Origin of the sequence: Micromonospora sp. SH-82 (assembly GCF_051132485.1) — a bacterium.
Lineage (GTDB): Bacteria > Actinomycetota > Actinomycetes > Mycobacteriales > Micromonosporaceae > Micromonospora.
The window spans coordinates 3,942,519-3,963,379 of sequence record NZ_CP148049.1; the positions used below are offsets into that span (position 1 = coordinate 3,942,519).

At 72.9% G+C, this 20,861-nt stretch carries 21 protein-coding genes; 10 read left to right on the plus strand and 11 right to left on the minus strand.

All coding sequences use genetic code 11. The features are described 5' to 3' along the window. Positions 1-30 precede the first annotated feature (30 nt). The 10 genes from WHN02_RS17525 to WHN02_RS17570 all read right to left on the minus strand — a co-directional run bounded on the left by WHN02_RS17525 (position 31) and on the right by WHN02_RS17570 (position 10,466). The gene (locus tag WHN02_RS17525) at positions 31-1,143 is read right to left on the minus strand and encodes an ATP-binding protein (RefSeq protein ID WP_434739808.1); all 1,113 of its coding nucleotides are present in this window, start codon (positions 1,141-1,143) and stop codon (positions 31-33) included. An 11-nt stretch (positions 1,144-1,154) separates the two neighbouring features. Then, positions 1,155-2,570, minus strand: coding sequence for a vWA domain-containing protein (locus tag WHN02_RS17530; protein WP_434739809.1), 1,416 nt, complete (start codon positions 2,568-2,570; stop codon positions 1,155-1,157). After that, positions 2,567-3,961, minus strand: coding sequence for a hypothetical protein (locus tag WHN02_RS17535; RefSeq protein ID WP_434739810.1), 1,395 nt, complete (start codon positions 3,959-3,961; stop codon positions 2,567-2,569). The genes WHN02_RS17530 and WHN02_RS17535 overlap by 4 nt, the downstream gene beginning before the upstream one ends. Next, the gene (locus tag WHN02_RS17540) at positions 3,961-4,428 is read right to left on the minus strand and encodes a hypothetical protein (protein WP_434743989.1); all 468 of its coding nucleotides are present in this window, start codon (positions 4,426-4,428) and stop codon (positions 3,961-3,963) included. The genes WHN02_RS17535 and WHN02_RS17540 overlap by 1 nt, the downstream gene beginning before the upstream one ends. 269 nt (positions 4,429-4,697) lie before the next feature. Further along, complete coding sequence (locus WHN02_RS17545) at positions 4,698-5,231, minus strand: dihydrofolate reductase family protein (protein ID WP_434739811.1); 534 nt, start codon at positions 5,229-5,231, stop codon at positions 4,698-4,700. A gap of 24 nt (positions 5,232-5,255) precedes the next feature. Then, positions 5,256-6,251 (minus strand): STM4011 family radical SAM protein, encoded by a 996-nt coding sequence (locus WHN02_RS17550; RefSeq protein WP_434739812.1) that lies wholly within the window; start codon positions 6,249-6,251, stop codon positions 5,256-5,258. Continuing rightward, a complete protein-coding gene (locus tag WHN02_RS17555; protein ID WP_434739813.1) occupies positions 6,248-7,573 on the minus strand; it encodes an STM4012 family radical SAM protein in 1,326 nt (441 codons plus the stop codon). The genes WHN02_RS17550 and WHN02_RS17555 overlap by 4 nt, the downstream gene beginning before the upstream one ends. Beyond that, a complete protein-coding gene (locus WHN02_RS17560; protein ID WP_434739814.1) occupies positions 7,570-8,373 on the minus strand; it encodes an STM4013/SEN3800 family hydrolase in 804 nt (267 codons plus the stop codon). Before WHN02_RS17560 ends, WHN02_RS17555 begins: the two co-directional genes overlap by 4 nt. Next, the gene (locus WHN02_RS17565; RefSeq protein WP_434739815.1) at positions 8,361-9,491 is read right to left on the minus strand and encodes an STM4014 family protein; all 1,131 of its coding nucleotides are present in this window, start codon (positions 9,489-9,491) and stop codon (positions 8,361-8,363) included. The genes WHN02_RS17560 and WHN02_RS17565 overlap by 13 nt, the downstream gene beginning before the upstream one ends. A 42-nt stretch (positions 9,492-9,533) precedes the next feature. Beyond that, a complete protein-coding gene (locus WHN02_RS17570) occupies positions 9,534-10,466 on the minus strand; it encodes an STM4015 family protein (RefSeq protein WP_434739816.1) in 933 nt (310 codons plus the stop codon). A 192-nt stretch (positions 10,467-10,658) separates the two neighbouring features. Between WHN02_RS17570 and WHN02_RS17575 the strand changes: the two genes are divergently transcribed. The 7 genes from WHN02_RS17575 (at position 10,659) to WHN02_RS17605 (ending at position 16,281) form a co-directional block, all read left to right on the plus strand. Next, on the plus strand, positions 10,659-10,961 hold the full coding sequence (locus WHN02_RS17575; protein WP_434739817.1) for an urease subunit gamma: 303 nt from the start codon (positions 10,659-10,661) through the stop codon (positions 10,959-10,961). Next, the gene (locus tag WHN02_RS17580) at positions 10,958-11,320 is read left to right on the plus strand and encodes an urease subunit beta (RefSeq protein WP_434739818.1); all 363 of its coding nucleotides are present in this window, start codon (positions 10,958-10,960) and stop codon (positions 11,318-11,320) included. The genes WHN02_RS17575 and WHN02_RS17580 overlap by 4 nt, the downstream gene beginning before the upstream one ends. Then, positions 11,317-13,020, plus strand: a complete 1,704-nt coding sequence (locus WHN02_RS17585; protein ID WP_434739819.1) for an urease subunit alpha — start codon at positions 11,317-11,319, stop codon at positions 13,018-13,020. Before WHN02_RS17580 ends, WHN02_RS17585 begins: the two co-directional genes overlap by 4 nt. Beyond that, complete coding sequence (locus WHN02_RS17590) at positions 13,020-13,814, plus strand: urease accessory protein UreF (protein ID WP_434739820.1); 795 nt, start codon at positions 13,020-13,022, stop codon at positions 13,812-13,814. Before WHN02_RS17585 ends, WHN02_RS17590 begins: the two co-directional genes overlap by 1 nt. Further along, positions 13,804-14,535 carry an urease accessory protein UreG gene (gene ureG, locus WHN02_RS17595; RefSeq protein ID WP_434739821.1) on the plus strand — a complete coding sequence of 244 codons (732 nt, stop codon included), beginning with the start codon at positions 13,804-13,806 and terminating at the stop codon, positions 14,533-14,535. Before WHN02_RS17590 ends, ureG begins: the two co-directional genes overlap by 11 nt. Beyond that, a complete protein-coding gene (locus WHN02_RS17600; protein ID WP_434739822.1) occupies positions 14,535-15,290 on the plus strand; it encodes an urease accessory protein UreD in 756 nt (251 codons plus the stop codon). Before ureG ends, WHN02_RS17600 begins: the two co-directional genes overlap by 1 nt. Before the next feature lie 133 nt (positions 15,291-15,423). Beyond that, a complete protein-coding gene (locus WHN02_RS17605; RefSeq protein WP_434739823.1) occupies positions 15,424-16,281 on the plus strand; it encodes a S1 family peptidase in 858 nt (285 codons plus the stop codon). Between the two features lie 54 nt (positions 16,282-16,335). Here the strand turns inward: WHN02_RS17605 and WHN02_RS17610 are convergent, their stop codons facing one another. After that, positions 16,336-17,160, minus strand: a complete 825-nt coding sequence (locus WHN02_RS17610) for an amidohydrolase family protein (protein WP_434739824.1) — start codon at positions 17,158-17,160, stop codon at positions 16,336-16,338. A gap of 113 nt (positions 17,161-17,273) precedes the next feature. Here WHN02_RS17610 and WHN02_RS17615 point away from each other — a divergent pair, with 113 nt between their 5' ends. Genes WHN02_RS17615 through WHN02_RS17625 form a run of 3 tightly spaced genes read left to right on the plus strand, consistent with a single transcriptional unit; the run spans position 17,274 to position 20,833 of the window. Further along, positions 17,274-18,518 carry a M20 metallopeptidase family protein gene (locus tag WHN02_RS17615; protein WP_434739825.1) on the plus strand — a complete coding sequence of 415 codons (1,245 nt, stop codon included), beginning with the start codon at positions 17,274-17,276 and terminating at the stop codon, positions 18,516-18,518. Next, positions 18,515-19,519: a Gfo/Idh/MocA family protein gene (locus WHN02_RS17620; protein ID WP_434739826.1), complete on the plus strand. Its 1,005-nt coding sequence runs from the start codon at positions 18,515-18,517 to the stop codon at positions 19,517-19,519. Before WHN02_RS17615 ends, WHN02_RS17620 begins: the two co-directional genes overlap by 4 nt. Before the next feature lie 15 nt (positions 19,520-19,534). Next, entirely contained in the window at positions 19,535-20,833 is a 1,299-nt protein-coding gene (locus WHN02_RS17625) for an ABC transporter substrate-binding protein (RefSeq protein WP_434739827.1), read from the plus strand. Positions 20,834-20,861: the final 28 nt, after the last annotated feature.

A 20,861-nucleotide genomic window follows, 5' to 3' on the forward strand; every position in this document is an offset into this window, starting at 1 on the left:
GGCCGGACTCCGTGGGCACCGACACCGCGCTCACGACAGTGACGTGATCGCCTGGCGACCACCGTCGAGGAACTCCGACCACTCGCCGCCGTCCTGTTTGGCGCGCGGCTCCACCACCCCGTGCAGGTACTTGTTGAGGATGGCCAGGTCCTCCGGGCTGCGGCGGGCAAGGGACCCGACCAGGGACCCGGCGAGGGTCTGCGGGCGCAGGGTCCGGTCCCCGAAGAACTGGCTGTGCAGGATGGCGTCCTCCAGGACCCCGATCTGCTCGGCGGTGGACAGGGCCGACTCCAGCTTCTCGTCGTCGCTGGTCGCCGCGGCGGAGGCGGCCCGCAGGTCGGCGAAGCTCTGGAGCAGGATGTCCAGCAGGTTGGGCGGCACCGCCAGGTCGATCTGGTGGCGGCGCAGCAGCTCCTCGGTACGGAACCGGACGATCTCCGCCTCGCTCTTCTTGTTCGACACCACCGGGATCCGGACGAAGTTGAACCGTCGCTTGAGGGCCGAGGAGAGGTCGTTGACCCCCCGGTCCCGGCTGTTGGCGGTGGCGATGATGGAGAAGCCGGGCTGGGCGAAGACGATGTTGTCGTCCTTGAGCTCGGGGATGGAGACGTACTTCTCCGACAGGATGGAGATCAGGGCGTCCTGGACGTCGCTGGTGGAGCGGGTCAGCTCCTCGAACCGGCCGATCACCCCCTGCTCCATCGCGTTCATGATCGGGGAGGGGATCATCGAGTCCCGGGACTGGCCCTTCGCGATGACCATCGAGACGTTCCACGAGTACTTGATGTGGTCCTCGGTGGTGCCGGCGGTGCCCTGCACCACGAGGGTGGAGTTGCGGCAGATCGCGGCGGCCAGCAGCTCGGCCAGCCAGCTCTTGCCGGTGCCGGGGTCGCCGATGAGCAGCAGTCCCCGGTCCGAGGCCAGGGTCACGATGCTGCGTTCGACGAAACTGCGATCTCCGAACCACTTCTGGTCGATCTTCCGGTCCAGGCCGTCGGCGCGTTCGGAGCCGAGGATGAACAACCGGACAATGTTCGGGCTCAGCCGCCAGGAGAACGGCTTCGGGCCGGTGTCGACCGACTCCAGGTAGTCGAGTTCCTCGGCGTACTTGGTCTCGGCGGGGGCGCGCAGCATTTCGGACATGCCTGGATCTCCTAGGTGAGGAAGCTCTTGAGCTCGAAGACGAGTTTGCGGATGTGGCCGGAGAGGACCGGGGTGCCGAGGTCCTTGAGCCGCTGCCGGAACCACGGGTTGACGCTCTGTTTGTTGGAGCTGTTGACCGAGCCCACCGGGATGAACCGCACCCCGGAGCGGTGCACCGACTCGATTCCGTCGAACAGTGCCTGGGAGCGACCGAACTCGTAGAAGTCTGAGATCCAGACCATGACGGTGTTCCTGGGTTCGGCGATCTTGGGCTGGGCCATCGCCATCGCGACCGGGCCGTCGTTGCCGCCGCCGAGTTTGGTACGCAGCAGCACCTCGAACGGGTCGTGCACCCAGGGAGTCAGGTCGAGCGCCCGGGTGTCGAAGGCGATCAGGTGCACGTCCACCTTCGGCAGTCCGGCGAAGATCGAGGCGAGGATGGTGCAGTTCACCATCGAGTCGACCATCGACCCCGACTGGTCCACCACCACGATCAGTCGGGACGGGGTGGTCTTGCGGGCGGTCTGCCGGTAGTAGAGCCGATCGACGTAGAGCCGCTCGTCCTCCGGACTCCAGTTGGTCAGGTTCTGCCAGATGGTGCGGTCCACGTCGAGGTTGCGGTACACCCGCTTCGGCGGGACCGACCTGTCGATGGTGCCGACACTGGTCTGCTCCACCTGGGTACGGAGCACCTCGGCCACCTCGTCGACGTACCGCCGGATCAGCGACTTGGCGTTCGCCAGCGCCACCCCGGACAGGTTCGACTTGTCCCGCAGCAACTGCTCGATCAGTGACATGCTCGGGGTGAGCTGGCGGGCCAGGGTCGGGTCGGCCAGGACCTCCCGTAGCCGCATCCGGCTGACCAGGTCGCCTTCGAGCCCGGCGAGGGTGGCACCCAGTCCGGAGCCCTCCGCGCGCAACCGGCCCGGCTCGAACCCGAGGGCTCGCTCGAACCAGCCTGCGTCCGACTGCCACCCGGCGAGCTGCCCGGCGGTGACCGCGCCGGAACCGGTGGCGAAGACGTTGAGCAGCAATTTCGACACCAGCGCTGCCCGGCGTACCTCAGCCTCACCGACCTGGCCCGAAAGGGTGTCGTCCGGTGCGGTGTCGTCCGGTCCGGCGGCGGTGGTGTCCGACCCGGTGGTGTCCGGTGTGGTGGCGGTGGTGTCCGACCCGGTGGTGGCGTCGGCGTCGGTGAGGAGGCCGCCGATCTCGTCGGCGAGGTCGGGGAACCGCTGGACCACGGAGTCGACGGAGACCGTCGGGTCGAGCAGGGCGGCGGGCAGGCCGAGGTCGTCGACGACCGCCATGCTCGCCGTCTCCAGGGTGGCCTGTTCGTTGCTGTCGAACAGGCGGGACAGCAGGCGCCAGTAGAGCACCTGGCGGCGGTTGGCGTCGGCGTCGGTGCCGGTCGGGGAGTCGGTCATCGGCGCAGCAACCGTCCGGCTCGCGCCCGTAGCACGGCGACGACGTCGCCCGCCTTGGCCTCGGCCTTGGCCACCTTCGGATCGGTGATGCCGTCCGCCCAGTCGCCGTTGTGCGCCTCGACGGCGCGTTTGCGCACCGTCGCCCGGACCGCCAGCGGCTGCACCGACCAGCCGCCGTCGTCCCAACGGGCAAGGCCCAGGCAGGCAGTGGACGCGGTGACCAGATCGAGGGTGAGCGGTCCGCAGGCCGGCAGCCGGTCGACCGTCACGCCGATGCGCTGACCACCGAGGTCGAGGTGGACCCCGTCGTCGTCGCGGCCGACCGTGTAACCCTCCAACAACACCGGCTCGGCGATGGCGGCCGGGTGCCGGTCCAGTGGGGCGGCGGCCGAGGTGGTGGCGGCGGCGAGCAGCACCCGCGCGGTGGCGAACGGGTCGGCCGGCTCGCCGACCTCCACCCGGTCGTCGATCCAGGACACGTCGCCGCCCTGCTCGGGCAGGTCGGTCACGGTCACGCAGCGCCGCTGGGCCAGCACGCTCAGCAGGACGGGGTGAGCCCCGAACAGCTTCCACACGGCCGGACCGACGACGGTGTCGGTCTTCGCGGCTCCGACAGCGATCCGTACCACCCGGGGCGCCGTCCCGTCCGCCGGTTCCAGGATCGCGTGCAGCAGGACCTGCACCGCCGTGTCGTGTTCGTGCACCTCGACGCCGAGCGGCAGCAACCGGCCGGAGACCCGCGTCGTGGTACGGGTCGGCACCGCCCCCTGGGTGAGGAGCATCCCCCGGGCCCACAGGTCGGCCCAACGGCGTACCGGAACCTGCGGCATCGTGGAGACCGGGACACAGGCCCGCAGCTCTGCGGCGAACCCGTCGAGCAGGACGGCGAGCCGACGCCATTGCGGCACGGCGAGGGCCGCCTCGACCGGGGTGTCCACGGCGGTGAGCAACTCGTGGTCGACGCCGGCCCAGCCGACGAGCGCCACCTCGTGCAGCCAGGCCCGTGCCGCGGCGGCGGCCCCGAGGCCCGACGCCTCGACCGGGTCGTCCTGCGCAGCGGCGGTACGGTCCCGTGCGAGGGCGGCGTCGAGCCGGCCGAGCAGCGCGTCGTGCGCCGCGCCGAGCAACGCCGAACGGGCCCCGGCCAGCACGGCGAGGTGCTCGGCCGTGCCGGAACCGGTGCCGGCCTTACCGGCAGCCTCCGCCACCGCCTCGGCCAGCGGCGTGCCGGCGAAGGCGTCGGCGAACGCGGTCAGGGTCGCCGCCTCCGGCTCACCGACCCGGGCGAAGCCCTGCGCCAGGACGTCGTCGAAGCCATCCACCACCTCGATGGCGTCGGAGAGTCCCACCGGTGGGTCGGCGTGCAGCGCCGCGAGCGTGGTGGCCAGCATCAGCGGACCCCCGCCGTCGCCGGGAACCAGTGCAGCTCCGGCACGATCCCGTCGCTGCCCGGCACCTCCAGGTAAGTCAGGTGACGCAGGAACCGGGCGAACACCACGGCCCCCGGCCCCGGCTCGTGCCGGTAGTTCGCCCGGCGGAGCAGGTCGAACCCGGAGTCGGCCCCGTCGCCGATGTCGATCCGCAGGTAGCGGGCGATCCGGTCGACGCCGTACTGCAGGATCGCCTCGTCGGCCAGGGCGACCAGGTGTTTGCAGGGCCGACCGGACAGTCCGCCGCAGGGACGGTTGTTGTTGGTGCTGCAGTGGAAGGCGTGCGTGTCCGCGGTGAACCACGACACGTAGACCCGCTCCGCGCTCGACCCGCTGGACACCACGCCCTGCAAGCGGCCCTCGGCCAACTCGACGAAGGGCACCTTGGCCAGCTTGCGGGCGCGGGCGGGCGGAACCACCCGCACCACGCTGCGCCGCTGCCCCCCGGATCGTTCTGCGTCCGTCACCATTCGTGCCTCCCACCTGCCGAAATACCGACGTCGACCGTGCTGGTGCCGACGCCGGCCCGAGCCGGCGCCGCCGTGCCGACAAGGATCATGAAACACGGGTACGACAACTCCGGACCTACCCGGGGTGCGTCACTCTCCGTGTTCGAAAATGCCCGACCGTCGGCGTCGCCCGGCCCACCGGCGTACCGCCCGTTGCGGGCTGTCGCGGACCGTTCAGCCCGTCGCGGTCACGGTGTGGGCAGTCGCAGCAGGAACGTTCGGCCGCGCTGCTCGACCAGGTCGAGCGGGACGGGCGCGCCGTCGGGGCGATGGAAGAGGCGGACCCCGTCGCCGAGCAGGACCGGCACGATCGTCACCAGGATCTCGTCGAGCAGTCCGGCCTCGATGCACTGCCGGGCGACGTCGGCCCCGAGGACCGCCACCAGCCGGTCACCGGCCGCCGCCCGGGCCGTGGCCACGGCGGTGGCCAGGTCGTCGGAGAACGTCACGTCCGGCACCGGCTCCGCCGGGGCGTGGTGGGTGAGCACGACACACGGCCCGGACCACTGACCGCCGTACGCGCCCTCCTGGTCGGTGCCCCGGTTCGGGTCGTCACCCCGGAAGGTCCGGTTGCCGACGAGAAGCGATCCGACCTGGGGAACCAGCTCGTCGGTCAGCTCGCTGTCTCCGGTCAGGTACGGGGTGGCCCAGGACATGTCCCCGCCGGGGCCGGCGATGAACCCGTCCAGGGACATCGAGCACTGGTACTGGAGCCTGCTCACGGTTCCCCACCCCCTGACCTGTCCTCACACCGTAGACCGATCCGGCGCGCCGCACCGGCCCCCAGGACCGGACACCCCGCAGCGGGACACCCCGGGACCGGACACCCCGGCACCGATCGCGACGACCGGGAGGGTCCGGGCCGGGTGGCCGACCGCAGCCGGTGCCCCGGAGACGGGCCAGACGGCCGGGATGCGTTCCAGGACCCCACCGGCGAAGACCTCCCGCAGGCCCAGGGGCTTGAGGTGGACGTACCCGATGTGGCAGTCGCAGACCGCAGTGGTGCAGTCCCGGGACCGCAGGGCGGCCCGCCAGGACCCGTCGTACAGGTTCCCGATCGGCTCGGGCAGGAAGTGGCACCGGCGTACCGTCCCGTCGCCCGCCACCGAGACGGCGGTCTCCCCGGCGTGGCAGGGCCGCCCCAGCGACGGATGCGGGCGGACGCTGTACCCGAACAGGGGGTCCAGGGCCGTCCAGACCGACTCCTCGGCGGGGTCGTACGTCAACCCCTCGGCGGCGTTGACCCACAGGTAGACCGACTCGGGGAGGGCGGCCCGCAGGGCGCGGGCCTCGGCCAGGTGCTCGGGCAGCCCCACCACCCCCACCGAGTACCGGATCCCCAGCTCGTCCAGGCGGGCGCACCGGGCCAGGAACTGCTCCCTGGTGACCTGCCCGGGGTGGTAGGTGCTCCACAGGGCCACCCGGTCCGGGGCGGCCTCGGCGAGCCATTCCACCCGGGCCGCCAGGTTGGTCTGGATCACCACCCGGTCGAGGTGCGGCAGGTGGGACAGCTCCACCATCGCCTTCCGGTACCAGCTGCGGGTCAACCCCTCACCCCAGGGGGTGAACAGGACCGACAGCCGAAGGTCGGTGGTGGCGGTCACCCAGTCGGTGAACCGGGTCAGGGCGGCCCGGTCGGCGGCCAGCAGCTGCGGGGGGTCGTGCCGCTTCGCGAAGGGACAGTAGGGGCAGTCGTAGTTGCAGCTGGCCAGAGGTCCCCGGTAGAGGATCGTCAGGTTCACCGCAGCGCGTACCCCCGCATGGCGTGCCGGACCGCCTCGGAGGTGAGCCAGGGTCCGACGGCGTCGGAGCGGGCCAGCCCGGCCGGGGTCAGCCGCAGCCCGCCCTCGGTGGCCCAGCCCCGCTCGACCAGGTGGGACAGGTCGGGGAAGTCCTCGGCGGGTGCGGTGCCGAACCGGGCCCGGTAGGCGACGGGCTCCACCCCCTCGGCGCGGAGCAGGGACTTCAGCAGCCACCGTCGTCGCTGCTCGGTCTCGTCGAGCCGGTACCCGAACTCGGCGTACCGGAAGTCGGTGGCGGGTCGGGCCAGGTAGTCGGCGAGGACCGCCCGGACCTCGGTGACGCCGACCGCGTAGTCGAAGGAGTAGTGCAGCCCGGTGGTGTAGGAACGGGCCCCGCAGCCCAACCCCACCATCCCGTCGTCCTGGCAGCAGTAGTCCGGGCCGTCTGGGGCGGGCACGTCGGCCCGGCGGAACTGCCGCATCGACTCCTGTCGGTACCCGGCGGTGGTGAGGATGTCGACCGCCTCCTCGTAGCGGGCCAGGCGCTCGGCGTCCCAGTCCGCCCGGCGGTGGGACCGTCGACCCAGCCCGGTCAGGGGACGCACGTACAGGGGGTAGAGGTACAGCTCCTCGGGGCGCCAGGCCAGGGCGGCCCGCAGGCTCTGCGCCCAGGTCGCCGCGGTCTGTCCGTCGATGCCGTAGATCAGGTCGACGTTGAGCACCGGGACACCGGCGGCCCGGATCGCGGTGAGGGCGGCCTCTACCTCGGTACGCCGCTGGGGACGACCGGCGGCGCGGGCCTCGACGTCCAGGAAGCTCTGCACCCCGATGCTGACCCGGGTGACGCCGTGGGCGGCGAGGACGGCCAGCCGGTCGGGGGTGGCCGTCGCGGGGGAGGTCTCCACCGACAGGGGCACACCGGGCAGTCGGGCTCCCAGGGTGCCGGTGGTGATGTCGAACAGGTCGGTCAGCTCGTCGGCGGTGAGATAGGTGGGGGTGCCTCCGCCGAAGGCGACCCGGGCCCAGCCGGTGGTGTCCCCGAGGGCGTCGGCGACCTGTTCGGCCTGTCGACGGAGCTGGCCGAGGTAGGCGGTGACCTGGTCGGCGGGGGCCCCGGTGCGGGTGAACAGGTTGCAGAAGCCGCACCGCATCTCGCAGTAGGGGATGTGCAGGTAGAGGAAGAGGGAGTCGCGGGACTCGTCCCTCCACACCCCGGCCAGGTCGGGGCGGGGGCGCAGCGCCCGGTAGGAGGTCTTGTGCGGGTAGGCGTAGAGGTACTGCTGGTACGGCGAGCCGTCCAGCGCGTCGTCGTCGCTTGTCACCGTTCTCCAGGAGGCAGGGTGAAGTGGGCGTACGGAACTGTCCACACCACGTCGTGGCCGATGCGGTGGCCGACGTGTCCGTCCTCTCCGTACGCGGTGCCGTGGTCGGCGCAGATGATCGTGAACACCGGTCGGCCCCGGCTGGTGAGCAGGGCGAAGAGCCTGTCGACCCGGCTGTCGACGTACTCCAGGGCGGCGGCGTGGCTGGCCCTGTCGTCGTCGCTCGCGCCCGGCAGGTAGTGCCGGTTGGGCTGGTGCATGGCGGCGACGTTGAGGAACGTGAACAACGGCCGGTCGGCCGGTACGCCGGGCAGGACCTCGGTCAGCCTGTCGAGTTGGGCGTCCAGGCAGTCGGGGGCGGTGACCCCGAACCCGGGCTCCCAGTGGGCCTCGGCGAACAGTCCGGGCAGGACCGCCCCGAGGGGGGTACGCCTGTTGAAGAACCCGACCCCGCCGAGGCAGAGGGTGTGGTATCCGACCCCGGCGAGCGCGGTGGGCAGGTCGGGGGCATCGAACACCCAGGTGTCGGCGCCGGAGGTCTCGCTGCCGGGGAAGGCCGCCGCGTAGAGCCGGTCGTGGTGGCCGGGGGTGTCCGGGGTGGGCAGGAAACCGGCGAAGAAGGCGTGGTGGGCGGCGTAGGTGAAGCTGGCGGGGGAGTGGCGGCGTTCCCACCGGCCGCCGGGCAGCGCCCGGGTCAGCCGTGGGGTACGCCCGGTCGAGGCCAGTTCCGCCGCCACGTCGTAGCGCAGCGTGTCCAGTGTGATCAGGGCCAGGTCGTGGCTGCCGATCAGACTCCGCATCCGGCCACCTCCCGCTCGGACGCCGACCCGGTCCCCGCAGCCTCGGGCCGACCGGCGGCCGTCCGCCACCGCGACCACCGGCCGGTGGTCAGTGCGTGGACCTGCTCGGCGTAGGTGTCCCGGCCGTCGGTGCGGACCCCGGGCAGCAGGTCGCCGAAGGCGTTGACCTCGGCCACGGCGTGCCGTCGCCACCCGACCAGGAACATCAGGTCGACCCCGACCTGGAGGCTGCCGGGGAAACACCCGGCGACCTGTTCGCAGGTCTGCATCGCCGCCGCCCAGGCGGTCGGCCCGGCGGCGGCCCTCAGCTCGGCCAGGTCCCCCCGGGCGTTGCCCAGGTGCAGGTTGGTCAACGGTCCCCGGGCGGCCCGGACCACGACGTGGGTGGGTCGTCCGGCGACCACCACCACCCGCAGGTCCACCACCCGGTCCCCGAGCCCGACCTTGGGGAGCCACCGCTCCACGTGCAGCCCCTCCGGGGCGAGCCGGTCGACGAGGGCGGCGACCGTCGCCTCGTCGTCGTAGCGGCGGACCCGCAGCGAGTTGAACAGCCCGTCCGGGGCCACCTCGATCGGGGTGACCGCCTGGATCCGGTGGGGGCCGACGGTCAGGGCGATCACCCCGGCCGCCGACGACCCGTGGGCGGGTTTGACGAAGACCCGACGCCACCGGGCCTGGTCCATCGCCGCCCGGAGCTGGTCGTAGCCGTCGATCGGGCCGAGTGCGGGCGGGACCGGCACCCCGGCGGCGGCCAGGCGGGCGTGGCAGCGCCGCTTGTCGCAGAGGACCGCCACCTCCGCCGGGTCGTTGAGCAGGTCCGCGCCCCCGTCGGCGACCCGGCCCACCCCGTCGACGAGTCCCGCGTACGTGTCGGCCAGTCCGAGCAGTTCGCCGTGGCGGGCCGGGGTCGCCGCCCGGCGGAGCAGCCGGTCCACCCGGGGGTTCTCACCGGGGGAGTCGATGCGGACGGTCGCGTCGGGGCCGGGCGGTCCGGCCGCCCCGGTGAGCAGGTCAGCCCAGGCCAGGACGGTCGGGGTGGGCAGGCCGGCGGCCCGGACGGCGTCGGTGAACAGGGTGACCCGCCGGTTCTCCGGGTTGCCGACGACTGTCAGGTGCATGCCGGTGCGTCCCGTTGGCGGGCGGCGCCTGTCACTGTCGGCTCACTCCCCGACGGCGGTGAACCGGTACTGCCGGTCACCGTAGACGTGGACCTCCCGCGGGTCGGTGACGTCGACCTCGACGGTCGGCAGGGCGGCGACCACCCGGGCGGCGCACTCCTCGGTGAGGAAGTGGTGGCTCAGGTCGAGGCGGCTCAGGTGGGTCAGGGGCCGACCGGCCAGCAGCGCCTCGCCGCCGGTGTCGGTGAGGACCCCCTTGGAGAGGTCGAGGGTCTCCAGCTGCGCGACGACCGGGGCGTCGGCCACCACCCGGGCGATGTCGTCGGCGTTCTCGGCGTTGCAGATCGCCAGGTGGCGCAGGGCCGGCACCCGGTCACCGGCGAGCAGGTCGGCGAGGTCGGCAGGGGTGGTGTCGCCGCCGTAGTCCTCCTGGCCGAGCCACAGGTCGAGGCGGTGCAGGTGGGGCAGGTCGCTGGCGGCCACCGCTCGGGAGACGTGGCCGGGCAGCCCGCCGGTCTGGATCACCAGTTCCCGCAGCCCCTCGTGGCGGACCGGTTCCATCCGCAGTTCGTTGCCGCCGCGCACCCACAGGGTCTCCAGCTTCGGGTACGCCCGCAGGACGCCGGTGATGTCGTCGTGGGTGATCCAGGAGATCTCGCACTGCTCACTGATCAGGTCGGCGAGGAAGAGGTGACGCAGCTCCGTCCACTCGGTGGCCGCCTCGACCAGGAGGTCCACCGGCAGGGCGGACTCGTACGCCGTTCCCCACTCGCCGATCACCAGGGCCCGGACCGACTCGGCGGGCACCTCGTGGCGGAAGGCGGCGACGAGGTCGGCGAAGACCTCCGGTTCGGCGTCGAAGTCCTCGATCTCCAGTCGCCAGGCGACGGGGGGCAGCTCCTCGGGCAGGGCCATTCCCGGATCGAAGGGCACCACGGGTGCCCCCGCGAACGACGTCAGGTGAGAGCTGATCACAACGACCTCCGGATGGGGTGCAACGGCGGGCGCGACGGTAGCAGGGGTGACCGACACGGTGGTCGGCACCTTGCCCCTCCGACAGGTGATCCTCTACGGTCTGACCAGCGGTTTGGTGTAGTCCGCCGGTCCCGTCCCGCCCCTGCGAGGGGGTGTCGCACGCCGCCGGGGCCCGTCGAGCCGGGAGTCTCCGTGTTTCTCACCCCGCACGAGCAGGAACGGCTGCTCGTCCACGTCGCCGCAGACGTCGCCCGTCGACGCCGCGAGCGTGGACTGCGCCTCAACTATCCGGAGGCCGTGGCCGTCCTCACCGCGTACCTGCTGGAGGGCGCGCGGGACGGTCGGACCGTGGTGGACCTGATGGCCGCCGGGCGGACGGTGCTCACCCGCGAGGACGTCCAGGAGGGCATCCCGGAGCTGCTGAAGGAGGTGCAGGTGGAGGCGACGTTCCCGGACGGCACCAAGCTGGTGACGGTGCACCACCCGATCCCGTGATCCCCGGGGAGATCCTGCCCGCCGAGGGGCCGGTGGAGATCAACGCGGGGCGGCCGGTGACCACCCTGCTGGTCGTCAACACCGCCGACCGGCCGGTGCAGGTCGGGTCGCACTACCACTTCGCCGAGACCAACCCGGCATTGGACTTCGACCGGACCGCCGCCTGGGGGCAGCGGCTGGCCGTACCGGCGGGCACGTCGGTGCGGTTCGAGCCGGGCGTCGGTCGCCGCGTCGACCTGGTCCCGTTGGGCGGGGACCGCGTGGTGCCCGGTCTGCGCGGCGAGTGCGCCGGGCCGTTGGACGCCGACGGGGGACGACGCACCGGCGCGGGTGACGCGGAGGAAGGGGACGTCCGGTGAGCTTCGTCGACCGCCGCCGCTACGCCGACCTGTACGGCCCGACCACCGGCGACCGGATCCGGCTGGCCGACACCAACCTGCTGATCGAGGTGGAGACCGACCACTGTGTCGGCGGCGACGAGGTGGTCTTCGGCGGCGGGAAGGTGATCCGCGAGTCGATGGGCCAGTCCCGGGCCACCCGCGCCGAGGGTGCCCTGGACACCGTCGTCACCGGCGCGGTGATCCTCGACCACTGGGGGGTCGTGAAGGCGGACGTCGGACTGCGCGACGGTCGGATCGTCGCCCTCGGTCGGGCCGGCAACCCGGACACCATGCCCGGGGTCCACCCCGACCTGGTCATCGGCCCGGCCACCGAGGTCATCGCCGGCAACGGACGGATCCTGACCGCGGGTGCCGTCGACACCCACGTGCACTTCATCTGCCCGCAGCTCGTCGACGAGGCGTTGGCGGGTGGGGTCACCACACTGGTCGGCGGCGGGACCGGCCCGGCCGAGGGGACCCGGGCCACCACCGTCACCCCGAACGCGTGGCACCTGGCCCGGATGCACGAGGCGTTGGACGCGTACCCGGTCAACGTGCTCCTGCTCGGCAAGGGCAACACGGTCTCCCCGGAGGCGCTGTGGGAGCAGTTGCGGGCCGGGGCGGGCGGGTTCAAACTGCACGAGGACTGGGGGACCACCCCGGCGGCGATCGACGCCTGCCTGCGGGTGGCCGACGCCTCCGGGGTCCAGGTGTCGATCCACACCGACACCCTCAACGAGGCCGGGTTCGTCGCCGACACCCTGGGGGCGATCGCGGGTCGGGCTATCCACTCGTACCACACCGAGGGGGCGGGGGGCGGGCACGCGCCGGACATCATCACGGTGGCCGGTGAGCCGAACGTCCTGCCGTCGTCGACCAACCCGACCCGTCCGTACACCCGCAACACCCTCGCCGAGCACCTCGACATGCTGATGGTCTGCCACCACCTCAACCCGGCGGTGCCGGAGGACCTGGCGTTCGCGGAGAGCCGGATCAGGCCGTCCACGATGGCCGCCGAGGACCTCCTGCACGACCTGGGGGCGATCTCGATCATCGGGTCCGACTCGCAGGCGATGGGTCGCATCGGTGAGGTGGTCCTGCGGACCTGGCAGAGCGCACACGTGATGAAGGCCAGGGTGGGGGCGCTGCCCGGCGACGGTCGGGCGGACAACCACCGGGCCCGCCGGTACGTCGCCAAGTACACCATCTGCGCGGCGATGGCCAACGGGTTGGAGGCCGAGGTCGGCTCCGTCGAGCCGGGGAAGCTGGCCGACCTGGTGCTCTGGGATCCGGCCTTCTTCGGCGTACGCCCGTCGCTGGTGCTCAAGGGCGGCATGATCGCGTACGCGCAGATGGGGGACGCGAACGCCTCGATCCCCACCCCGCAGCCGGTGCTGCCGCGTCCGATGTTCGGTGCCGGTGCGGTGCCTGCCGCCGCCACCAGCCTCGCCTTCGTGGCTCCGGCGGCGTTGGAGGCGGGCCTGTCGTGGGACGTCCGGCGTCTGGTGGTGCCGGTGGCGGACGTCAGGTCCCGGGGTAAGGCCGACCTGCCGAACAACGGGGCGATGCCCCGCATCGAGGTCGACCCGGACACCTTCACGGTCCGGATCGACGGCGAGGTGGTGGAGCCGGACCCGGTGTCGGAGCTGCCCATGGCCCAGCGTTACTTCCTGTTCTGATGACCGGTGTGACGACCCCGTCGACGATGGTGCTGCTGCTGGCCGACGGGCGGTTCCCGGCGGGCGCCCACGCCCACTCCGGAGGGCTGGAGGCGGCGGTGAAGGCGGGCCGGGTCCGTGACCTGGCCACCCTGGAGGGGTTCCTGCGGGGGCGGCTGGCCACCGCAGGGCTGGTCGGGGCGGCGTTCGCCGCGGCGGCCCACCGTGCCGTGGTCCCGGATCCCACCGGCCGACCCATGTCGGAGCCCACCGGCCGACCCGAGTCGGAGTCCGCCGGCCGACCCGTGTCGGATCCCGACAGGCGGTGCGGGTCGGGGACCGACAGGCGGGGCACGTTGGCCCGGCTCGACGTCGAACTGGACGCGCGTACCGCCGCCGTGGCGCTGCGGTCGGTCTCCCGCCGTCAGGGGCGGGCGCTGCTGCGCGCCGGACGGTCCATCTGGCCGTCGGCGCCCTGGGGCGACCTGCCGACCGCCGGTGGGGGGCCGCACCAACCGCTGGTGTGGGGGCTGGTCGGTGCCGCCGCCGGGGCGACCCGGGCGCAGACCGCGTCGGTGGTGGCGTACCAGACGGTGACCGGGGCGGCCAGCGCCGGTGTCCGGCTGCTCGGCCTCGACCCGTACCGGGTGCAGGTGCTCCTCGTCGACCTGGCCGGTGCCTGTGACGCCACCGCCGCCGAGGCGACCCGGGCCGCCGACGATCCCCCCGAGCGGCTCCCGGCCGCCGCCGCGCCGCTGACCGACATCCATGCCGAGCTCCACGCCACCTGGGAGGTGCGTCTCTTTGCGTCCTGAACAGAATCCCGACCACGACGAGACCGTTCCGCACACCCACCCCGAACCCGGGGTGGATCCGCACCCGCCGCTGCCCGCCACCGGCCGGGCGCTGCGGGTGGGTGTCGGGGGGCCGGTCGGCTCCGGCAAGACCGCCCTGGTCGCCGCGCTGTGTCGGGTCTTCGCCGACGAGCTGCGCCTCGGGGTGGTGACCAACGACATCTACACCACCGAGGACGCGGACTTCCTCAAGCGGGCCGGGGTGCTCGATCCGGCCCGGATCCGGGCGGTGGAGACCGGTTGTTGTCCGCACACCGCCATCCGCGACGACATCGGGGCGAACCTCGACGCGGTGGACGAACTCGACGAGGAGTTCGGCCCGTTGGACCTGGTCCTGGTGGAGAGCGGTGGGGACAACCTGACCGCCACCTTCAGCCGGGGGCTGGTCGACCGGCAGATCTTCGTGGTGGACGTCGCCGGTGGGGACAAGGTGCCCCGCAAGGGTGGCCCCGGGGTGACCGCCGCGGACCTTTTGGTGATCAACAAGACCGATCTGGCTCCGCTCGTCGGCGCGGACCTCCAGGTCATGGAGCGCGACGCCCGGGCCCGGCGTGGGGACCTGCCGACGGTGTTCCTGTCCATCACCGCCGATCCGCAGGCCGGGCAGGTCGCCAACTGGATCCGTCACGAGTTGGCCCACCACCGGTCCGGGCCGCCGGCCGTCGCTGTCACACCGCGCTGATGCGCTCGGTCGCCCGGCTGGTGGCCCGGCCGGACGGGCGGGGCGGTACCCGCCTCACCGAGCTGGCCGGGGAACCGCCGTTGCTGCTGCGTCAGACCGGGCACCGCGACGGCGTCGCCGAGGTGTACGTGGTGGGCGCGGCGGCCGGTCCGCTGGCCGGTGACGACCTGCGGCTGGAGGTCGAGGTGACGGCGGGTGCGGCGGTACGGGTGCACACCGTCGCCGCCTCGGTCGCCCTGCCCGGCCGCCCCGGTGCCGGTCGGTCCCGGATGCTGGTGCGGGCCCGGGTGGACGCCGGGGCCGCCCTGCACTGGCTGCCGGAGCAGACGGTGGCGGCGGCCGGTTGCGCACACCACGCCGAGTCGTGGGTGGAGTCGGCCGAGGGGGCGGTGCTGACCTGGCGGGACGAGCTGGTCTGCGGCCGGTACGCCGAACGGCCCGGCGACGCCGTGGTGCACACCCACGTCGACCACGCCGGAGCGCCGCTGCTGCGTCAGTCGTTGGCGGTGGGGCCGTCGGCGCCCGGCTGGGACGGGGCGGCGGTCCTCGGCGGTGCCGTGGCCACCGGTTCCCTGCTGCTGGTCCGGCCGGGTCGGGTGGCCGGCCCCCCGTGGGTGCGTCCCGACGGCACGGTGGCCCGGCTGCCGCTCGCCGGTGGTCTCGCCGACCTCTGGACGGCGACGGCCCCGGACGCGCACCTGCTGCGGGAGCTCCTGAGCCCCGCCGAGGCCGACCCGCCGGGGCGGTCGGGGTAGGCGGGTCGCGGGGTCCGTCCCGGACGCGGCCGGGTCCGGAGCCCGCCGGGGCGATCGGGGCCTTGAAATCTTGGCGCCCCGGGGACGATGCTGTCCGCACGCACATCTACCGATGTCGATGCGGAGGTTCCGGATGCGTCGCAACCCGATCGTCACCCTCGCCACCCTCGTCCTGCTCCTGGTCGCACCGGTGGGCACAGCCCACGCCCAGCCGCCGTCGGCCCCCGACCCCGCGTCGGCGGCGACGGCGCTCGCCGCGATCCGGACCCCCGGCACCGCCTGGGGCCTCGACCCGGCCACCGGCCGGATGACCCTGACCGTCGACGACACCGTCGCCCAGGCCGACCTGGCGGCGCTGCGGGTCACCGCCGAGCGGACCGGGGCGGTGCTGCGCCACGAGCGGGGGCGGCTGCGCACCCTGATCGCCGGGGGTGAGGCGATCTACGCCGGCACCGGCCGCTGCTCCCTGGGGGCCAACGTCCGCCGGGGGAACACCTCCTACGCCGTCACCGCCGGGCACTGCACCGCCTCGGCCGCCACCTGGTACGCCGACAGTGCCCGGACCAGCCCGCTCGGCCCCCGGGTGGGCAGCAGCTTCCCCGGCAACGACTACGGGCTGATCCAGTACACCGGCACCCTGCCCCGGCCCAGCGCGGTCTGGACCTACCCGGGTCTGCTGCCGATCGGCAACGTCGGCAACCCCTCCGTCGGGCAGGCGGTGTGTCGTAGCGGTGCCACCACCGGGGTCCGGTGCGGCACCGTGACCGCCCTCAACCAGACGGTGAACTACGCCCAGGGCTCGGTCTCCGGGCTGATCCGGACCAACATCTGCGCCGAACCCGGCGACAGCGGCGGCCCCCTCTACGCCGCCTCGACCGGCACCATCCTCGGCATCCTCTCCGGCGGCAGCGGCAACTGCACCGTCGGCGGGACCACGTACTACCAGCCGATCACCGAGATCCTCGCCGCGTACGGGGTCACGGTGCCCTGAGGGTGACATCGACGGCGGGTGGGGTGGACCCGCCCGCCGTCCGGTCGACACGGGTCAGTCGCCCAGTGCCCGGCGCAGGTTCGCGCCGAAGACGTCGGCCCGTTCGGACGGGGAGAGCCCGTCCAGCCCGACCGGTTCCAGGGTCTGGGCGAACGAGACGTGGTCGAGGCTGGGTGGGAAGTCCGACCCCCAGTAGAGCCGTCGGGTGCCGAACCGTTCCAGGAGCACCTCGACGTACGGGGCGGCCGCCGCGTGCGGCCAGGCGTGGGCGGGGTCGCCGACCGCGTACAGGCCGGAGACCTTCACCCCGACGTGCGGGAGTCGGGCCAGGTCGAGCAGCGGGGCCAGCGCCTCGGCGGCGTCCGCGCCGGACGGCACTGTGGCCCGGGTGCCGGGGAGCCCGAGGTGACTGAAGAGCACCGGGCACTCCGGCACTGCGGTGAGCGCGTCGGCGAGCCGCCCGGTCGCCGCCGGGGTGGCGTTCAGGCTGATCACCGCGCGGGTCCGGGTGAGGACGGGTGCGACGGTGTCGAGCCAGGCGGCGAACTCGTCCGCCCGGTCGGGGTCGGTCGGGTACGCCGCGACGCCCACGAATCCGGCCGCCCACCACCGGTGTAGACGCTGTTCGGGAACCCCGGTCGACGGGACGTAGGCGACCGGGGCGATCCAGTCGTGCGCGGCGGCCAGGGTGCCCAGGTAGTCGTTGTTGCCGACGAAGCGCGCTTCGCCCTCGTAGCCGACGACGAGTGCCCGGTCGATGCGGTGTTCGCGTCGGATGTCCTGATAAATCGCTACCTCCTCACCCCCGGCGGGGGAGCGGCCGTAACGGCCCGGATACCCGTCGGCGAAGAGGTGCAGGTGGGCGTCAGCACGTTCCATGGTCACGGACCATAACCCAGTTTTCGCCTGGTTATTGACGTGGGCACCCCCCTGACTTAGGTTCTTGTCTCAATTAGGTCCGGATTGCAGGTCGTGAGCGAGAGGTGAGCCGGGTGACGCTGGGAAGCGACGAGGTCGATGAGCTGGTGCGGCTGCGGCGTCAGCTCCATCACCACCCCGAGCTGCGGTTTACGGAGCACGAAACGGCCCGGGTGTTGGCCGACAGGCTTCGGCCGTTCGGCCGGGTCCAGACCGGAATGGCCGGTACGGGCCTCCTCCTTGAGGTGGAAGGCGTCAATCCCGGACCCAAGGTCCTCCTTCGGGCCGATATGGATGCCTATCCCGTCCAGGACGCCAAGACCGAGCCGTACGCCTCCACGAACGACGGGGTCTGCCACGCCTGCGGACACGACGTGCACATGACCGTCGCGTACGGGGTGGCCGCCCGGCTCGCCGCCGACCCGCCGCCCCGGGGCTCGGTCGGCGTCCTGTTCCAACCGGCCGAGGAGATCCCCTTCGGCGAGGCCTCCGGAGCCGCCGCCGTCCTCGCCGACGACGCGCTGCGCGGGCGGCGCTACGACGCCGTCCTCGGCCTGCACTGCTGGCCTGACCTGCCGGTCGGCACCCTCGGGGTGGACCGGGCCACCGCGATGGCGGCCAAGGACGCGTTCCGGATCGAGGTCCTCGGCCGGGCCGCCCACGCCGCCACCCCGGCGCTGGGCCGCGACGCCATCCTCGGACTCAGCGGCATCGTCAACCTGCTGCACGCCGGGGTGGCCCGGTCCCGCAACGCCGACGAACTGGTCGCGTTCAACATCGGCACCATCGCCGGGGGTGCCAGCCAGAGCCAGGTCGCCGGCTACGCCGAGGCCACCGGCACGCTGCGCACCCACGACGAGGGCACCCGCGAGCGGCTCAAGACGGTCATCGAGCGGGTCGCCCGCCACCAGGCCGCCGCCCTCGACCTCGGAATCCGGTTCACCTGGGCCAACGAGATGCCGCCGGTACGCAACGCGGCCGACCTGGTCGCCCTGGCCCACACCGAACTGACCGGCCTGGTCGAGGTGGTCGACCTGGCCGTACCGCCGCTGACCACCGACGACTTCGCCCTGCTCGGCGCGCTCGGCCCCAGCCTGTACGTCAAGCTCGGCGTCACCGGTGACCGGGGCGGAGCGCCCCTGCACTCCGGGTCGTTCGACGTGGACGAGCGGTGCCTCGCCGTCGGGGTGAGCGCCCTGGACCGCCTCACCCGGGCGGTGCTCGACGGCCGACTCGCCGCACACCCGACGACGCCGACCGGGGAACTCGGCGCCGTGCCGCCCGGGGCGGGTCAGACGACGGCGGGGGTGCCGGCGTGACCGCCCCACCCGAGGTGGCGGTGATCGGGGCCGGGGCCTTCGGCGTACGCCACGTGGCCGCGTACCGGTCGCTGGGGGTGCCGGTGACGGCGCTCGTCGACCCGGACCCGACCACCCGGGAACGGGTGGCCGCCGAACACGACGTCCCCCGGACCTTCGCCGACGTCGACGACCTGCTCGCCGCCGGAGCCCCACAGGCGGCGTCGGTCTGCGTCCCCGGTCCGGCCCACCGGGCGGTGGCGGTGCGGCTCCTCGCCGCCGGCGTACCGGTGCTCGTGGAGAAACCGCTCGCGGCGACGGTGCGCGACGCCGCCGCGATCGTCGCCGCCGCCCGGACCCACGGGGTGCTCTGCCAGCCGGGGCACATCCTGCGCCACAGCGCCCCGCACCGGGCCCTGTACGACGCGGTGCGCGCCGGTCGTCTCGGTCAGGTGCTGGCGGTCTCGTCCCGCCGGGACCGGCCGCGCACCCTCAGCCGGCTCTTCCCCGGCGAACACCCGGCCCTGCTCACCGCCGTGCACGACATCGACCTGGCGATCTGGTACGCCCAGTCCCCGGTGGTCGAGGTCCGCGCGGCGGCCCGGACCCGACCCGGACCGGCCGCGCCGGTCCTGGTCTGGGCGGAGCTTCGGCACGCCAACGACGTCGTGTCGTCGATCCGCAACAGCTACCTCCTGCCCGAACACACCCCCAACCACACCCAGGACCTGGTCGAGGTCTACGGCACCGAGGGCGTCGCCCACGTCGACCTCGGACACCCCGCCGTGCTCGTCGCGGCCGAGTCGACCGAGGCGCCGGACTGGCTCCTGTCGCCTGTCGACGGCGGCGGGGCCCTCGCCGCCGAGCTGCGCCACTTCGTCGGTCAGGTGACCGGCACCGACCCCTCGGCGGTCGTCCCGCTCGCCGACGGGCTGCACGTGGTCCAGGTCGCCACTGCCGTCACCGACAGCGCCGCCGCCGGTGGCGCCCTCCTCCCGATCACCCCCGAACCCCTCTCCTGACAGGAGCTTCCGCCGATGTTTCGACGTAGATTGGCCGGCGTCCTCGCCGCCGGTGTGGCCGCCGCCGTGGCGCTCGCCGGGTGCGGTGGCGGTGACGGTGCCTCCGACGGTCCGGTCACCCTCAAGGTGCTCACCTGGGAGCCGGGCGGCACCGAGTACTGGCAGCAGGTGAAGTCCACCTTCGAGGCCGGTCACCCGGACATCAAGCTGGAGATGCAGTCGGTCCCCTTCGACAAGTACCCCGAGGTGCAGGGGCCGTACATCACCTCCCAGTCCGGGCCGGACGTGATGGCCAACAACGCCGGGCTGGAGCTGTTCGACAGGCGGGGCGCGTACGTGCCGTTGGGCGACCGGGCCGCCGAGATCAACAAGGACCTGGTCACCTACAGCGGGGCCTGCGAGGACTTCGACACCAGCAAGGCCTGTTTCGGGGTGCCCTTCTCCTACCAGGGCAACGTCCTCTACTACAACAAGGAGGTCCTGACCGCCGCCGGGCTGGACCCGGAGACCCCGCCGGCCACCTGGGACGAGTTCGGGGCGGCCTGCGAGGCGGTGAAGAAGGCCGGCAAGACCTGCCTGGCGCTGGGGCTGTCCGGCACCTTCCCGGCGTACTGGGACTTCCCGGAGATCGCCCGCAACTACCTGACCGAGGACGACATCCGTGGTCTGCTGGCCGGGACCCTGTCCTGGAAGGACCCGAAGCTGGTCCAGACCCTGGAGAAGCTCGCCGAGATCACGACCAAGGGCTGGACGAACCGCAACGCCCCGTCGATCACCATGCTCCCCGACGGCGCCGACATCTTCCAGCGCGGCGACGCGGCCTTCGCCGGCACGATCATCTCCGACGCGGTGAACTGGGAGGCCTTCGGCAAGGCCCTCGGTGACGACAAGCTCGGCGTGACCCGGTGGCCGACGATCAACCCCGACGCCCCGCTGGCGCAGAAGTTCTCCGGCATCGAGGGTGCCGTCTACGGGGTGACCCAGTGGAGCGACAAGAAGGAAGCCGGCCTGGAGTTCATCACCTGGCTGGCAGGTAAGGAGAACGGCGAACTCTGGGTCAAGCACGCCAAGGGTCAGCCGCTGAACACGACTGTCGACCAGTCGTTGCTGCCGTCGTCGCCGGCCTTCAAGAAGATCCAGGAGCTGGTCGCCGAGCCGACCCTGCACGCCGGTGTGATGCTCTCCGGCCCGGAGGCCGACGCCCTGGCCCGGGGCTGGCAGCAGGTGACCCTCGGCCAGCTCACCGTGGACAAGTGGGCCGACCAGATGCAGCAGGCGCTGGAGCGCAGCCCGACGAAGCGGCAGGGCAACTAGTCGCACCGGGTGGGGTGGCCCCGCGTCA